Consider the following 16,167-nt stretch of genomic DNA (forward strand, 5'->3'; position numbering starts at 1 on the left):
GGAGGCCGGACACCGATTGTCCCGCGCCGCCTCCCATGGGGACAACCGGCGCCTACCCGTGCCTGTCGCACCCACCCGCCCGGGTGGGTGCCAGCGCGGCGGCGCCTCCCTAGGATCGGGAGCCGCAGTGCATGTGGTGATGGCCCATGGCCATTTCCCGGCGCGGGCGGCAGCGGTGGATGTTTCCACCGGCGGCTGGGGGAGCCGACTGCCACGTTCCCGTTCGTTCCTGTTTTCTTTTTTCCTGTTCCGATTTCGGGGAGATACCTGATGAGACGCATCCTGCGCAGCAATGCCCTGGCCCTGGCGCTCGCCCTGGCCGCAAGCGGCGCCCATGCCCAGTCCACCACCGGCAGCATCTTCGGCACGGTGGCCGGCGCCCAGGCCGGCGAAACCGTGCTGGTGGAGAACACCAGCGGTTTCAGCCGCGAGGCCAGGGTCGACGACCGCGGCCGCTACACCCTCGGCAACCTGCCGCTGGGCACCTACAAGGTCACCCTCAAGCGCGACGGCCAGGTGGTGGAAACGCGCGAGAACGTCTCCATCGTGGTCGGCGCGGGCACCGAGATCGGCTTCGGTGCGGCCGGCGGCGCCAGGACGCTGGACGCGGTGCAGGTCTCGGCCGCCAGCGTGCCCAAGATCGACGTGGCCAGCGTCGACAGCCGCACCGTCATCACCGCCGAACAGCTGCAGCAGCTGCCGATCGCCCGTTCGGCCGAGGCCATCGCGCTGCTGGCGCCGGGCGTGGTCAACAACAGCGGCGGCTACATCAGCGACAGCGGCAGCTCGCTGGTCAGCTTCGGCGGCTCGGCCGCCAGCGAGAACGCTTACTACCTCAACGGCTTCAACACCACCGACCCGTATCGCGGGCTCGGCGGCCTGACCCTGCCCTATGGCGCCATCGACCAGCAGGAGATCTACACCGGCGGCTACAGCGCCCAGTACGGCCGTTCCAACGGCGGCGTGATCAACCAGGTGGGCAAGCGCGGCACCAACGACTGGAAGTTCGGCGGTTCCTTCATCTGGGAGCCGGATTCGCTGCGTGCGAACGCGCGCGACCTGTACTACAAGAACGGCTATCCGGCCAATGCGCCGGCCGGCGCGCTGTACCGCCCCAACAGCGAGAACAAGGCCGACAAGCTGGTCTACAGCGCCTATGCGGGCGGCCCCATCGTCAAGGACAAGCTGTTCTTCTTCGTCGCCGCCGAGCTGGCGCGCACCACCGGCGACCGCCTCAACGCGGTCACCGACACCGCCGCGCCCTACGTGGACTACACCAACAAGGAGCCGCGCTGGTACGCCAAGCTGGACTGGAACATCACCGACAACCACTTCCTGGAGCTGACCGGCGCGCAGGACAAGTACAAGACCTCCGGCGCGATCTATCGCTACGACTACGCCGATCGCGAGCGCGGCACCTACCTGGCGCCGGCCAACGACACCGAGACCGGCAGCAAGCTGTTCTCGGGCAAGTACACCGGCTACTTCGGCGACAACATCACCCTGACCGGCATGTACGGGCGCATGGAATCGCCCAACTACAACCAGCCGCTGAACTACGACTCGTCGCTGGCGTACGTGACCGGCACCGAGTACCAGAACCCGGCGATCACCGGCGGGCAGGCCATCGGCAACGGCCAGACGGTGACCGCGCTGTCGTCCGACGACCGCCGCTACGTCAAGAACAACTGGCGCATCAACCTCAACTGGCGCCTGGGCGACCACAGCATCGACGTGGGCATCGACGACATGAACACCCGCGCGATCGACCTGGGCAGCGCCAGCTCGGGCCCGGGGTATTCGTGGACCTACGGCTGGACCGCCAGCCCCTACGAGCAGCTCAGCGGCGCACCCCGTGCCGACGGCACGCGCGGCGTGCCCGGGCCGGGCAACTTCGCCAACGGCCAGGGCGGCTACTACGTCATCCAGAACGTGAGCTACAGCCTGTATTCGCTGCAGGCCAAGCAGCGCGCCCAGTACATCGAGGACAAGTGGCAGGTCAACGACAAGGTGCTGCTGTCGCTGGGCCTGCGCAACGACCAGTTCACCAACTACAACCCCGATGGCGATGCCTACATCAAGCTGACCTCGCCGCAGTGGGCGCCGCGCCTGGGCGTGAGCTGGGACGTGTTCGGCGACTCGTCCTTCAAGGTCTACGGCGACGTCGGCCGCTACTACCTGGGCCTGCCGCTGGGGCCGGGCGGGTTGACCAACACCTCGCTGTCCACCTCCACCTACTACACCTACAGCGGCATCGACGCCAACGGCTATCCGACCGGGCTGACCCAGATGGCGCCGCCGGTATCGGCCAACGCCAACTTCGGCGGGCAGAAGGACTACCGGACCGCCGCGGTGAAGAACCTGGAGGCCGAGCACCAGGACGAGTTCATCGCCGGCTTCAACAAGGTCTTCGGCGAGAACGGCCAGTGGGTGTTCGGCACGCGCCTGACCTACCGCACGCTCAAGGCGGCCATCGACGACTACAACTTCGACAACACCGCGCTGGTGCAGGCGGCGGAGGCCGCCGGCTTCGAGATCAGCGACCAGAACGTCACCGGCATCCTGATCAACCCCGGCAAGACCAACACGTTCAACCTGCTCGGCACCGACGGGCAGTACCACCAGGTCACGCTGACCCGCGAGCAGATGGGCTTCCCCGAGCTCAAGCGCAACTACTACGCCGCCGAGTTCACCCTGGAACGGCCGTTCGACGGTACCTGGTACACCAAGCTCAGCTACGTGTTCTCGCGCAGCTACGGCACCACCGAGGGCCAGCTGCGCTCGGACCTGTACCGCAACAACGGCGAGACCGTGGGCGTGGACCAGGGCCAGCTGAGCGTGTCCACCACCCAGAGCTGGGACCACCCGGCACTGATGGAGAACTTCAACGGCCCGCAGTCCAACGACCACACCCACCAGTTCAAGGCCTTCGGCTACTACCAGATCAGCCCGGAGTGGGGTGTCTCGGGCAACGTGAACGTCGTGTCCGGCGCGCCCAAGACCTGCCTGAGCTACTACTACGGCGACAACTACCCGCCGCTGGCGGACGGCTCGCCGGACACCGATCCGGCCGGCTACGGTGGCTCCTACCATTTCTGCGACGGCAAGCCTTCGCCTCCGGGCAAGCAGGGGCGCCTGCCGTGGACCTTCCCGCTGGATCTGGGGCTGACCTACAAGCCGTCCTTCGGCGAGGGCAAGCTGGCCTTCAACCTCAACGTGTTCAACGTGTTCAACCAGCAGCGGCCCACGTACCTGTATGCCCGCTCCGAATCGGCGCCGGGCACGCCGAACCCGCTGTACGGCGCGGCCATCTTCACCCAGACCCCGCGCTACGCCCGCCTGACCGTCAGCTACGATTTCTGACCGGGGGAGCGGGACTGATACGGCGGGTGCGCGCCCGGGCGCGCACCTGCCGGGCGCATGCCGCCGGTCGTCCCGGCCCGTCCGTTCCACGAGGAGATTTGCCGCATGAACCCCCGCATCCTGGCCCTGGCGCTGGCTTCGGCCTGTGCCCTGGCCGCCTGTTCGCAGGCACCGCACGTCACCGACGCCGACGCCGCGACCGGCCAGCCCCCACCCGCCGCCGCGGCCACCGCGGCTGTCGCGCCGGACGGCGTATCGGAGAAGGCGATGGCGATCCATCGCCGCGCGCTCAACCTGGACACGCACCTGGACACGCCGGCGCTGTTCTCCCGGCCGGGCTGGGACATCGCCGACCGCCACAGCTACGCCGACGACGGCAGCCAGGTGGATTACCCGCGCATGGTCGAGGGCGGCCTGGACGGCGGCTTCTGGGCCGTCTACACCGGCCAGGGCCCGCGCGACGCGGCCGGCAACCTGCATGCGCGCGACTTCGGCCTGCGGCGCCTGTCGGAGATCCGCGAGATGGTGGCCGGCCATGCCGACACGTTCGAGCTCGCCACCCGGCCGGAGGACGCGGCGCGGATCAAGGCCGCCGGCAAGCGCTCGGTCTACATCAGCATGGAGAACGCCTACCCGCTCGAGTACGATCCGAGCCTGTTGAGCTTCTACTACCAGCAGGGCCTGCGCATGCTCAGCCTGGTGCACACCACCAACAACGATTTCGCCGATTCCTCCACCGATCCCAAGGGCCCGGAATGGCACGGCATCAGCCCGGCCGGGCGCAAGCTGGTCGAGCAGGCCAACAAGCTGGGCATCCTCCTGGACCAGTCGCACGCGTCCAACGACGTGTTCGACCAGATGATCGCGCTGTCCAAGGCGCCGATCATCCTGTCCCACACCGCCGCCTTCGACGTCAACGCGCACCCGCGCAACCTCGACGATGCGCGCATCCGCACGCTGGCCGAGCACGGCGGGGTGATCCAGGTCAATTCGCTCAGCGGCTACCTGGTCCCGGTCAACGCCAGCGACGCCTACAAGGAGGAGATGAAGGCGCTGTTCCAGTCCATGGGCGAGCGCAAGTCGATGACGCCCGAGCAGCGCAAGTCGCTGATGGCCAGGCGCAAGGCCCTCGACGCCAAGTACGGGATCAAGCGCGCCACGTTCGACGACTACATGAAGCACGTCCTGCACATCATCGAGGTGGCCGGTCCCGAACACGTCGGCCTGGGCGCGGACTGGGACGGCGGCGGCGGCGTGGACGGCTACGACGACATCGCGGCGTTGCCCAAGGTCACCCAGCGCCTGCTCGATGCCGGCTACGACGAGAAGCAGATCGACGGCATCCTCGGCGGCAACGTCGTGCGCCTGCTGGAGACAGTGCAGAACGCCGCCGATCCCGAAGCCGTGAAGGCGGCGCTGGAGTGACGCGGGTCGGCACGCCGCTGCATGGGGGGCTGCGTGCCCGCGTCGTCGCCCTGGCGGCGGCGGTACTGGTGTCATCGGCCTGGGCGGCGCCGCAGGATGCGCTGGTGACCGAGGGCGAGCGCAGCGGCTACGTCCAGACCGGCCGCTACGCCGAGGTCGGGACGCTGTGCCAGGCCTTCGCCGCGGCGCATCCGGAGGCGGTGCGCTGCCAGTCCTTCGGTACCTCGCCGGAGGGGCGGCCGCTGTGGCTGCTGGTGGCCTCGCGCAGCGGCGCGCTGGACCCGGCCGCGGCGCAGGCGCGCGGCCTGCCGGTGGTCCTGGTGCAGGGCGGCATCCATGCCGGCGAGATCGAGGGCAAGGATGCCGGCTTCCTCGCCCTGCGCCAGATGCTCGACGGAACGGCGGCCAAGGGCGCGCTGGACAAGGCCGTGCTGCTGTTCGTGCCGGTGTTCAACGCGGACGGCCACGAGCGCTTCGGCGCCTGGAACCGGCCCAACCAGCGCGGCCCGCAGGAGATGGGGCGGCGCTCGACCGCGCAGAACTACAACCTCAACCGCGACTACATGAAGCTCGACGCGCCGGAGATGCGGGCGATGCAGGGCCTGCTGCGCCGGTGGGACCCGATCCTGGTGGCCGACCTGCACACTACCGACGGCGCCCAGTTCCGGCCGGACGTGGCGGTGCAGATCGAGCCGCTGCATGCAGGCGATGCCGGGCTGGCCGCGCAGGGCCGGGCGCTGAGCACGCGCCTGCTCGGCGCGCTGCGCGCCCAGGGCGCGCAGCCGTTGCCGTGGTACCCGACCTTCCGCCGTCGCGACGACCCGTCCTCGGGCTTCGCCGCCAACGTCTACGAACCGCGCTTCTCCACCGGCTACTTCCAGTTGCGCAACCGCTTCGCGGTGCTGGTGGAGACCCACTCGTGGAAGGACTATCCCACGCGGGTGCGCATCACCCGCGACTTCATCGTCGACCTGATGGCCGACGCCGCCCACCACGGCGCCACATGGCGGAGCGTCGCGCACGCCGCCGACGCGCGTTCGGCCCGGCTGGCGGGCCAGCCGCTGGCGCTGGACTGGAAGACCACCGACCGGGCGCGGACCATCGATTTCCCGGGCTATGCCTACGTCCACGCGACGTCGGAGGTGTCCGGCACCGAGTACATCCGCTACGACGAGCATGTGCCGCAGGTGTGGAAGGTGCCGCTGTACGAGACGCTGGTGCCGGCGGTGACCGCGACCGTGCCCGCGGCCGGCTACCTGGTTCCCGCCGCGCAGGCGGACCGCGTGCAGCCGTTGCTGGACCTGCACGGCATCGCCTACCGGCGCATCGACCACGCCCTGGCAGGGCAGCCCGTGCTGGCGTGGCGGATGAGCAAGGCCGTGTTCGCCGCCGCGCCGTTCGAAGGGCGCCAGCGCCTGCAGGCCGAGGGCGGATGGCGGCCGGAACGGGCCGACCTGGTGGCCGGCGCGCTGTTCGTGCCCGGCGACCAGCCGCTGGCGCGGCTTGTGGTGGCGCTGCTGGAGCCGGCCGCGCCGGACTCGCTGCTCGCCTGGGGCCAGTTCAACGCGATGTTCGAGGCCAAGGAGTACATGGAGTCCTACGTCGCCGAGGACGTGGCGCGCGAGCAGCTGCGCGATCCGGCGCTGGCCGCCGAGTTCGCCGCGAAGCTGAAGGACCCGGCCTTCGCCGCCGACCCGCGCGCGCGCCTGGCGTTCTTCATCAGGCGCCATCCCTCGTGGGAACGCGAGCTGGACCTGTATCCGGTGTACCGGCTGGAGCAGGCGCCCGGCACCTGATCCGGCAGCGGCTTCCTGCCTGCCGGCCCAGGATGGGACAATGCGCATTCCTTCCAGCATGAACGGCCATGACCGATACCCCTGAAACGCCCTGGCGCACCTGGATGTGCGTGGTCTGCGGTTTCCTCTACAACGAAGCCGAGGGCCTGCCGCACGAAGGCATCGCGCCGGGGACGCGCTGGGAAGACGTGCCCGAGGACTGGACCTGCCCGGACTGCGGCGCCACCAAGGACGATTTCGAGATGGTGCAGGTCAAGTGAGCCGGCGTCGGCTCACTTCTGCCGCTGGCGGATGAAGAGGTTCGCGTTGGGCGAGCCGTCGCCGTAGGGCACCGACTTGACCTCCAGGTACGGCTGCGCGCGCACCAGGTCGCCGAGCTTCCTGAAGCCGTAGTTGCGCGGGTCGAAGGCCGAGTCGGCCTTGGTGAGCAGCGCGCCCACCGCCGACAGCGGCGCCCAGCCGTCGTCGCGCGCGGTGGCATCCACCGCGGTGGCCAGCAGCGAGCGCAGCGGACGCGTCCCGGCCGGCTCGGCGGTGGCCACGGCCGGCCCGGTGCCGCTCGCCCCTTCCGGGCGTTCGCGCAGGATCTCGGTGTAGATGAAGCGGTCGCAGGCGGCGACGAAGGGCTTGGGCGTCTTGCGCTCGCCGAAGCCGTACACCGACCGCCCCGATTCGCGGATGCGCGTGGCCAGGCGGGTGAAGTCGCTGTCGGAGGACACCAGGCAGAAACCGTCGACCTGGCCGCCGTGCAGCAGGTCCATCGCATCGATGATCAGCGCCGAGTCGGTGGCGTTCTTGCCGACCGTGTAGCGGAATTGCTGGACCGGCTGGATCGCCAGGTCGTGCAGCGTTTCCTTCCAGCCGCCGAGGTTGGGCGTGGTCCAGTCGCCGTAGGCGCGCTTGATCGTGGCGGTGCCGTACTTGGCGATCTCGGCCAGCAGTTCGGCCGCGATGCTGGGCTGGGCGTTGTCGGCATCGACCAGGACGGCCAGCTTGTCGGTGGAATCGTTGGCCATCGGGATCTCTCCGCTCAGTGCAGGTGGGGGCGCCGGCCGTTGAGTTCGATCAGCCGCTCGCGCAGCGCCTCCGCATCGTCGGCCTGCGGCGCCCGTTGCAGGTAGCGCGCCAGGTCGTCGGCGGCGCCGGCCTCGTGCCCCAGCGCCAGGTAGGCCAGGGCGCGGTCGCGCAGGGCGTCGGCCTGGTCCGGGGCCAGGCGCAGGATGCGGTCGGCGCTGCGCGCGGCGCGTTCCCACTGCTCGCACTCGGCGTAGCTGCGGTGCAGGTTGCGCAGGATGCGCACCAGGATCGCCCGGTGCGGGGCGGGATCGAGGATCTTCAGCAGCATGCCGTCGTCGGGCACCTGCCCGCCCAGGTGCGGGCGCGCGCGCTCGCGCAGTTCGTCCACGCCCAGCGGGCGGCCGCCGTTGAACGGATCCATCACCAGCAATCCGTCGTCCACCGGCAGGCGCACGAGGAAATGGCCGGGAAAGGACACCCCGTCCAGCGACACGCCCAGCCGGCGCGCCACCTCCATCTGCACCAGCGCCAACGAGATCGGGTTGCCGCGGCGGCGCTCGAACACCTCGTTGAGGTAGCTGTTGCGCGGGTCGTAGTACTCGTCGTGGTCGCCGGCGTAGCCCAGCTCGTCGAACAGGTGGCGGTTGATCGCGGCCATCTTCAGCGGCGGCTGCGGGATGGACTCGACCTCGTTGCGCAGGTGGTCGGCATGGGCCTGCAGGAGCTGCTCGTAGCGGGCCGCGTCCAGGTCAGGATATTCGTCGCGGGCGATCAGCAGGGCGCTGCCCAGCAGCGGCACCGCCGCATCGTCCAGCGTGCTCAGGGCGTCCCAGTCGGGCAGCAGAACCGGTGATTCCATGCCCGCCAGACTGGGGGCAAACCGCGCCGGCTTCAAGCGCCGGCGCCGGGCGGCCGTCAGGGCAGCTTCGGGATCGCCGGGCCGAACCGCAGTTCGGTGCCGTCCTTCAGGCCGATGCCGTCGGCCTGGCCGGCATTGAGCTCCAGGACATAGCGTGCCGGCGCGTTGCTCGGGTAGATCGGGCAGGCGTCGCCGGCCGAGCACGGCGGCACGTTGCGCTGCTGGGCCACCAGCTTGCGGCCGTTATCGAAGTACAGGATGTCCAGCGGGATCTTGGTGTTCTTCATCCAGTACGCCTGCGGTTCCTGGTAATCGTGCACGAAGAGCATGCCGTGGTCGGCGGGCATGCTGTCGCGGAACATCAGGCCCTGCGCGCGGGTGGCGTCGTCCTGGGCGAGCTCGACCGTGTAGCGGTGCCCGTCCAGTTCCACCCAGTGCCCGCCGGCGCTGGCGCAGCCGCCGAACAGGACGACAAGGGAGCAGGCGAGGAGCAGGCGCGTCAGGTGTGTCATGGCGATCGGCGGCAACGGCATATGGGCGGGCACCATCGGGGAACGCGGCGGTGGCGTCAAGAGGGCGGGGCGGCGATGCGCGCCGCCTGCAGCAGCGACTGGAACTGGCAACGGGTTTCCCGGCGCAGCCAGGCGAGCATCGCCGGGTCGGGAAGGGCGAACAGCTGGCAGGCGATCGCCAGGGTGGCGGCATCGAGCCCGAGCGGGTCCTCCGGCCGCCGGCCGAGCAGGAAGAAGCGGTCGTACAGGTCGCAGCGGCTTTCCACCAGGTCGACGATCCAGGCCCCGCCCAGGGCATGCTCGATCCAGCCGGCATCCGCCTGCGGCACGCATGGGCGCGGCAGCAGCGGCTGCGTCGTCCCGGCACCGGCGTGGGCCAGCGCGCGGTGGGCCAACCAGAACCGGAACAGGTACAGCTCGGCGACGGCCTCCTGCGGCCGGGCATGCAGCGCCAGCAGCCCGCGATAGTGGCCGGTGTAGTCGAGGTCCCGGTAGGACGCCTGGGGATCGCGGGGCGTTCCGGCCGGAGCATGGGGCATGGGGCAACAAGGCATGTGCGCTTCCTTCGCGACGCCTGGGGGACGGCAGTGGAGTCGTTTACTCGATAAGTTAATATGGTTGAAAGTGTAAGGTGAATCCGGCGCTCGTGGGCTCCGTAACGTTGCGGGCCATGAGCGACGAGCGCCAGGAATTCTCGCGGCGGCTGGCCGAGGCCATGCGCGCGGCCGGTTACGAGCCGCGCCCTTCGGTATTGCTGGCCCATTTCAACTCGCGCTACCGCGGCCGCTCCATCACCTTCCAGTCCGCCTCGCGCTGGCTGGGCGGCAAGGCGATCCCGGAGCAGGACAAGCTGCAGGTGCTGGCCCAGCTCTACGGGGTGGAACCGCAGGTGCTGCGTTTCGGTTCCCCGGCGCGCACCCGCGTGGCCGATGCCCGCCTGCAATGGCCGGACATCGGCCCGCGCGAGCGCGCCGTGATCCAGGCGTTCCTGGCCTTGCCGCCCAAGCGGCGCGCGCTGGTGGGCGAGCTGATCGACGCGCTGCAAAAGACTCCGGCCGGATAGCCGCCGCTGCCGGAGTCCGTCGCGCCCTTCGGAAGTGCTGTGGGGGGCTTTACAGGCCAAGCTCCCCCTGCGCCTGCGTCGTGATCGCCGGGCGGATCTTCGAGAACTCCAGCAACTCACCCAGCCGCGCGCCGTTGCGCCGCCAATCGTCGAACAGCGACTCGCCCACCAGCGCGTAGTGCCACTGGCGTCCGCCGCGGTCGTAGGGCGCCAGTTCGTTGATGCGCGCGCACCAGGTGGTGGCGGCCTTGAGCTTGCGCTGCACGTTGGGATGCGTGGTCTGCTGCTGGCCCTTGGTCTCGGCCAGGTAGATGGCATCGGCGGTGCGCACCAGGAAGTCCGGGAAATAGAAACCGGGCATGCCGTCGTCGCGCACGTAGCGCAGGCGCACGAAGTCGTGGCGGTACTCGCTGACCTTGCACCACGCCTCGATGCCGGCGTCGGCCTCGGCCCATTCGATGAACGCCCGTTCCAGCCCGCCGTTGCGCGCCGGCCAGCCCTGGCGCAGGTAGATGCACTTGGACACCGCCATCGAATGGCCCTCGCGCATCGGCAGCTGGCGCACCTCGGACAGGCGGCGGTGCACGACCTCGATGCTGCCGCTCACGGTGCGGTCCTCGCTCCTGACCAGCGCCAGCCCGAACACCCGCACCAGGTGGTCCACCACCGGCTGCAACAGCAGCAGCCGCCACTGCTCGTCCTCGAACGGCTCGAAGCCGGCGCCGAACAGCCGCTCGCGGATGTACTCGTCCAGCGCCGCGGCCAGGATCACCGTATCCACCTGCAGGTAGGGCTTGGCCAGGTGCTCGGCGACCCGCCGCCCGCCGGCCTTGACCGGCTCGCTGAGCAGGCGGCTGATGCGGAAGGTCAGGCGCGAGAGCAGCTCGTTGTAGCCACTCACGTTCATCGTTGCGCCATCGACGCAGTAGTCGCCGAACAGCGTGCTGCTCTGCAGGTCCTGCGAGGTGAAGGTGTCGCCCTTGCCGAGCAGGCCGGCCAGCGCCCGTCGGTCCATCGCGGTGAACGGTGCCAGCGCGTGCACGTCGATGGGCAGGCGTTCCACCGTCTCGTCGGCCTCGCGCAGGATGAAGGGCAGGGCGAAATCGTAGGTTTTCCAGTCCTCGCGCAGGCCCACCTGCACCTGGTCGCCGGTGGGACTCTGGTCCTCGTCCTCGTCGCCGGTGGTGCCGGCCAGGCCTTCGCGCATCAACTCGTCGTAGAAGCCCTGGAAGGCCGGGTGCTCGACGATCGAGAGCACGTCGATCAGGCTTTCCGGCGATTGCCCGCGGTTGAGGCGCTCGCGGTTCTCGCGCTTGATGTCGGTGTATTCCGGGTCGCGCCACATCAATCGCAGGCCGCGGCCGATGGTCTGTTCCAGCAGGATCTGCGCCTGCGACGAGCGCAGCGGCACGATCACGCAGATGTTCGAGACGTCGAAGCCTTCGCGCAGCATCAGCACGCTGACGATGACGCGCGGCCGGGCGTGCCTGTCCACGCTGAACAGCTTCTGCCGCAGCGGGATCCAGTCCTTCTCGCCCAGCTCGGCCTTCTTGCCGGAATCCACGCTGAGCACGTCGTCCTCGCCCAGGCCCTCGTCCTGTAGGAACTGCGCCACCAGCGGCGTCACTGTGGTGTCCTCGCACACCACCAGCATCTTCGGATGGCGCTGCGGGTCCAGCCGGGTGAAGTCGGCTTCCAGCCGGCGCAGTTTCTGCAGGCCGGCGCGCAGCATGATGCGCTGGCCTTCGGACAGCATCGGGTTGCCGGCCTCGTCGCGCTCGGCCTTGAACTCCAGCGGCAGCGCGCCGATCTCCTTGCGCCGGTCCAGCACCAGCGACTTCACCAGCCCCTGGCGCATCGCGTCGGTGAGGCCGAAGTCGACCACGATGTGCGGGAAGTACGCCTTGCGCTTGTTCCTGCCGCCGCCGACGTCGTTGTACGGCGTGGCCGAGAAGTCCACCTGCACGAAGCGCCGGCCCTTGTCCTGCGCGATGCGCGACAGGCTCTTCTGCCATTCCACCTCGGTGCTGTCGCCGCCGCCCTTGACCTCGTGGATGTGGTGCGCCTCGTCGTTGAACACCATCAGGTCCGGCAGCTCGGCCAGGAACGCCAGCACGTTGCCGCGCTGCCAGCGCCGGTCCAGCACGTCCAGGCTGTTGCCGGTGGCGCGCCCGGGCGTGAGCGGCAGTACGCCGGCCACCACGGCCTGCGGATCGGGCGCCACGCCGGGCGCCTCGATCTCTTCCAGCTCCTCGATCTCCTCGCCGGCATCGCTGAGCAGGTGCCAGTTGGTCACCGCGATCATGCCGTTGCCGGTCGCTTTCAGGCCGATCTCGGCCTTGGTGCAGACATTGCCGCGCACGAATTGGTACACGCGCTCGCGCCGCGCTGGCGGCAGGAACAGCTCGGCGAACACCGACAGGTCGGCGCTGGCGAAATCGCGGTCGCCGGCACGCCCGCTCTCGCGCTCCTTGCCGAGGAAGGCATCGAGCAGGCGGTCGTAGACGATCAGGCCCGGCGCCACGATCAGGAAGCGCCGGGTGAAGCGCGGATCGTCCACGCCGGCATCCAGCGCGGCGGTCTTGTTGAGCAGCTGCCATACCAGTAGCGCCTGCAGTACCCAGGTCTTGCCGGTGCCGGTGGCCATCTTCAGGCAGTACTTGGGATGGGCGTGCTTGGGCTGGGAAATGTCGGCCAGCAGCGTGCCTTCCAGCAGCGCGTCGGCGCACACCTGGCGGTACAGGTCGGCCAGCGAGGTCACGCCCAGCACCTCGTGGGCGACGATGACATTGAGGATCGCCTGGCGCTGGCCGGCGTGGAAGTTGATTGCGCGCGCCTGGCAGGCCTCCTCGCCGAACCACCAGCGCAGCAGCTCGGCCGTGGTCGGCGTGACCGCTTCGTACAGGGCGGCGCTGCCGTCCTCCAGCCCCTCGGCGAGCAGGTTGGCGTAGCGGGTGAGGGCGGTGGCCAGCGGCAGCAGCGGGGCCGCGCTCATGCCGGTTCCCCGATGATTTGCACCGCCTCGGCCTCGAAGCCGAACACGTCCACCGCGCGCACGCAGACCGTGCGCGGGCCGGGCTTGCGCGGCAGGTCCAACTCGGCCAGCGCCACCACGCGCAGCGGGTCGCCGTCGTTGTCGGTGTTGCCGCGGTAGTCCTGCCACACCGAGCGGAACACCTGGCCGTCGTAGTCCGGGTCCACCGCCCAGTACTCGATCAGCGCCAGCGGATCGGCGTTCATCGCCTGCTGCAGTTTCAGCCGGTTGGGCTCGTCCAGGCTGATCGCATCCGGCGATAGCAGCACGTAGTTGCGCAGCGGCACCCGCAGGCGCTCGCCGTCGCCGGCCGGCAGGCGCTGCACCGGCCCCAGGGTCAGGTACTGCAGGCTGGAGAAGCGGATCTGCCCGCGCAGCTTGTCCACGCTGTTGCCCTTCTTCTTCAGGCGGTCCAGCAGGTCCGGCGGGATCACCAGCACCTCCAGGCGCGGGTCGTTCAGCGCGGCGATGTCGTGGCCGATGGACGGCTCGAAGTTCCAGCCCAGCACCACCACCTTGTCCCAGCCGCCGAGCAGGCTGTCGCGCTGGGCGATGGCCCGGCGCAGCGTGGCCGTGCCGGTGAGTTTGTTGGGCGAATCCACCAGCACTAGCGTGCCCGAACCGGACTGGCCCAGGTTGCGCAGCGGGTTGTCCTCGGCCGGCAGCGGCAGCGCGCCGTACAGCGACAGCACGATGGCCGACAGGTCGCCGATGCGGAAGCTGCGCCCCAGGTGGCTGCGCGCGGCCTCCACCTGGTAGTCGCCGATGGCCTGGTAGAGGAAGGGTTTGGCGCCCTGGTCGATCAGCCGCTTGCGGGTGATCATGCACGCCGGCTTGCCCAGGTCGGTGGTGATCCAGCGACGGCCGAGCTTCTCGGCGACGGCGGCGGTGGTGCCGGAGCCGCCGTTGAAGTCGGCGACCAGCCCGCGCTTGGTACAGGATGCTTCAATGATCCGTGTTAGCAGCCTCTCCGGCTTCTGAGTAGCGTAGTCGATTCTTTCATCGGCCTGACTGTTCACCGGCGGGATATCGCTCCACAGGTCGCTGACTGGGCTTCCGAGGCTTTCATCCAGATAGCGGATATATTCGGCAACCCCGTTCCTCGTATAGGAGATCCTTCCTTCGTCTTGAAGACGCTGCATGGTCGTAGGCGGACAGCGCCATACCCGGCGAACGCCGTTCCACTCGTAGTCGTAACCCCCCCCTTGGAGACCGGTGGCCGTCAGGTTGTCTTTTCGATAGAGGCGACCATCGGCTGACGTGTGCCGATACTTGGAAGCGACGTAATCCGTATTGTGCGGTTCGTACTGTTTCTCAAAGAACCGGTTTGCTTGGTTCTTGGTGTAGAAATAAAGAGTGTCGTGGACGGATGAGAACTCTTTCGCATCGCTGTGTGCCGAGGTTCGTTTCCAGATTATTTCGTTGACGAAGTTTTCCTTGGCGGCGAATTCAACTTTGATTCGCAACACAATTGCTGAACTCCTTGACGAAGACGTCGAGGGGCGTCTTGAATCCTAGTGTCTTGCGTGGTCGCGTGTTGAGCCGTTGCTCGACCCAGCGCAATTGTTCATCGGTGATGGCCGCGAAGTCCATGCCTCGTGGAAGGTACTGTCGGGTCAGTCCGTTGGCGTTCTCGTTGCTGCCACGCTGCCAGGCCGAGTACGGATCGGCGAAGTAGACATCTGCCTGCAGGGAGGCAGCGATGGTCTGGTGTTCGGCGAACTCCTTGCCGTTGTCGGCGGTCAGCGTATGCACGCCATCGCGTACGCGGCCCAACCTGCCGACGATGGCGCGCATTACGTTCTCGGCCGTGCGATCGACCGACTTGGCCAGCAGGTGGAGCCGGGAGCGTCGTTCGGTCATGGTCACCACAACCGTCTTGCCGCTCGAGGCGTGCATCGAGTCGATCTCCCAGTCGCCCAGGCGGGAGCGCTGTTCGACCACTGCAGGGCGTTCACGCCAACTGCGGCGGTGCCGAAGCTGGCCCCGGCCATCGCGCATCCCACGCCTGCGGCGCTGGCGCCGACGGCGGCGCAAGGTCTTGAACAGGGTGCCCCCGCGCCGCTGTTCTGCGTAGATGTGCTGATAGATCCACTCGTGGCTCGCCAGTCCGGTGGCGCCTGCCACCTGCTCCGGGCTCCAGTCTTCGCGAAGGCACGCTTCGATCCGCGCGATGTGCTCCGGGCCGATGCGTTTGCGACGGCTGGCCTGTGAACGGCGATGGTCACTGATCCGCTGTGCCTGGGCAGGGTCGTAACACCGACCAGGGCTGTTGCGCCGCAACTCGCGGCTGATCGTGCTGGGCGCACGATCCAGAGCAAACGCGATCCCGCGAAGGGAACAGCCGGCTTCATGCAAGGCGTGGATGCGATATCGTTCGTGCTGGTTCAGGCGGCCATTGGCCATGGGCAACTCCACTTGGCGGTGAAGCTGCTCAGGTCAGGTCGCCTGGGCCTCTTCACAACCTTGGGTGTTGCGATCGAGAGTTGAATCCGCCGGCCAAAATATCGTCCAGTGCGATTTTAACGTAATGCCCTACATGCCAATCCAGATGTACATAGATCGATCCGGTATCGGCCAATAGCTCCCGCATCAGCACCAGCCGCGGCACGATCATCTTCAGATACGACGCCGTCCCATCCGACCACGTATCCGAATAGGCGAACTGCTCGATCACCGTCGGCCGCTGCTCCAGCTCCACGCCGGGCAGGGTGACCTTGGTGCGGTAGTCGGCCTTGGAGTCGAACGGCGGGTCGATGTAGATCAGGTCCACCTTGCCGCGCAGGCTGGGCGTAGTGGCGTCGCCGGCCAGCAGCGCGGCCATCGCCAGCAGGTTGTCGCCGTAGATCAGGCGGTTGTGCCAGGGCGCTTCCGCGCCGGCCTGCAGGCGGGCCCGGCGCGCCTGCGCCGCGATCCAGTCGGCCTCGGCGCTGTCCTTGGACGGCAGCACCCACTCGCGCGTCTGCAGCGCCACGCGCTGCCGTCCTTCCAACCCTTCCAGGATGCGCTCGGCCTCCCGGCGCCCCTCCTTGACGATCTCCGGCAGCGCTTCCAGCAGTGACTTGGGCATGACTCGTCGGTCCAGGAATTTAACCGGC

Annotated in this window: 12 protein-coding genes and 1 pseudogene; 5 read left to right on the top strand and 8 right to left on the bottom strand. The window is 68.6% G+C overall.

Going from position 1 to position 16,167, the window contains the following annotated elements; translation table 11 throughout:
- Positions 1-270 precede the first annotated feature (270 nt).
- From BN3794_RS04790 to BN3794_RS04805, 4 genes and pseudogenes are all read left to right on the top strand, one after another.
- Entirely contained in the window at positions 271-3,363 is a 3,093-nt protein-coding gene (locus BN3794_RS04790; protein WP_066094133.1) for a TonB-dependent receptor, read from the top strand.
- 105 nt (positions 3,364-3,468) lie between these two features.
- The gene (locus BN3794_RS04795; protein WP_066094136.1) at positions 3,469-4,788 is read left to right on the top strand and encodes a dipeptidase; all 1,320 of its coding nucleotides are present in this window, start codon (positions 3,469-3,471) and stop codon (positions 4,786-4,788) included.
- Positions 4,789-4,817: 29 nt separating this feature from the next.
- The gene (locus BN3794_RS04800) at positions 4,818-6,584 is read left to right on the top strand and encodes a M14 family metallopeptidase (RefSeq protein WP_066097007.1); all 1,767 of its coding nucleotides are present in this window, start codon (positions 4,818-4,820) and stop codon (positions 6,582-6,584) included.
- Between the two features lie 15 nt (positions 6,585-6,599).
- Positions 6,600-6,844, top strand: a pseudogene (locus BN3794_RS04805) (rubredoxin).
- A 12-nt stretch (positions 6,845-6,856) separates the two neighbouring features.
- Here BN3794_RS04805 and BN3794_RS04810 read toward each other — a convergent pair.
- From BN3794_RS04810 to BN3794_RS04825, 4 genes are read right to left on the bottom strand one after another with little or no spacing between them, the layout of a single operon-like run.
- On the bottom strand, positions 6,857-7,600 hold the full coding sequence (locus tag BN3794_RS04810; protein ID WP_066094142.1) for an NYN domain-containing protein: 744 nt from the start codon (positions 7,598-7,600) through the stop codon (positions 6,857-6,859).
- 14 nt (positions 7,601-7,614) lie between these two features.
- Positions 7,615-8,496, bottom strand: coding sequence for a SirB1 family protein (locus BN3794_RS04815; protein WP_066094145.1), 882 nt, complete (start codon positions 8,494-8,496; stop codon positions 7,615-7,617).
- A gap of 20 nt (positions 8,497-8,516) precedes the next feature.
- On the bottom strand, positions 8,517-8,972 hold the full coding sequence (locus tag BN3794_RS04820; protein WP_066097009.1) for a DUF192 domain-containing protein: 456 nt from the start codon (positions 8,970-8,972) through the stop codon (positions 8,517-8,519).
- A 56-nt stretch (positions 8,973-9,028) separates the two neighbouring features.
- Complete coding sequence (locus BN3794_RS04825) at positions 9,029-9,511, bottom strand: hypothetical protein (protein WP_066094149.1); 483 nt, start codon at positions 9,509-9,511, stop codon at positions 9,029-9,031.
- Between the two features lie 131 nt (positions 9,512-9,642).
- Between BN3794_RS04825 and BN3794_RS04830 the strand changes: the two genes are divergently transcribed.
- Positions 9,643-10,035 (top strand): hypothetical protein, encoded by a 393-nt coding sequence (locus BN3794_RS04830; protein ID WP_066094152.1) that lies wholly within the window; start codon positions 9,643-9,645, stop codon positions 10,033-10,035.
- A gap of 49 nt (positions 10,036-10,084) precedes the next feature.
- Here the strand turns inward: BN3794_RS04830 and BN3794_RS04835 are convergent, their stop codons facing one another.
- From BN3794_RS04835 to BN3794_RS04850, 4 genes are read right to left on the bottom strand one after another with little or no spacing between them, the layout of a single operon-like run.
- Entirely contained in the window at positions 10,085-13,030 is a 2,946-nt protein-coding gene (locus BN3794_RS04835; RefSeq protein ID WP_066094155.1) for a DEAD/DEAH box helicase family protein, read from the bottom strand.
- A complete protein-coding gene (locus tag BN3794_RS04840; RefSeq protein WP_201455257.1) occupies positions 13,027-14,538 on the bottom strand; it encodes a DNA methyltransferase in 1,512 nt (503 codons plus the stop codon). The genes BN3794_RS04835 and BN3794_RS04840 overlap by 4 nt, the downstream gene beginning before the upstream one ends.
- Positions 14,519-15,475 carry an IS30 family transposase gene (locus BN3794_RS04845; RefSeq protein ID WP_066093824.1) on the bottom strand — a complete coding sequence of 319 codons (957 nt, stop codon included), beginning with the start codon at positions 15,473-15,475 and terminating at the stop codon, positions 14,519-14,521. The genes BN3794_RS04840 and BN3794_RS04845 overlap by 20 nt, the downstream gene beginning before the upstream one ends.
- A gap of 52 nt (positions 15,476-15,527) precedes the next feature.
- Positions 15,528-16,139: a DNA methyltransferase gene (locus tag BN3794_RS04850; RefSeq protein ID WP_066094161.1), complete on the bottom strand. Its 612-nt coding sequence runs from the start codon at positions 16,137-16,139 to the stop codon at positions 15,528-15,530.
- Positions 16,140-16,167 lie beyond the last annotated feature (28 nt).

The organism is Xanthomonas massiliensis, from assembly GCF_900018785.1.
GTDB lineage: Bacteria > Pseudomonadota > Gammaproteobacteria > Xanthomonadales > Xanthomonadaceae > Xanthomonas_B > Xanthomonas_B massiliensis.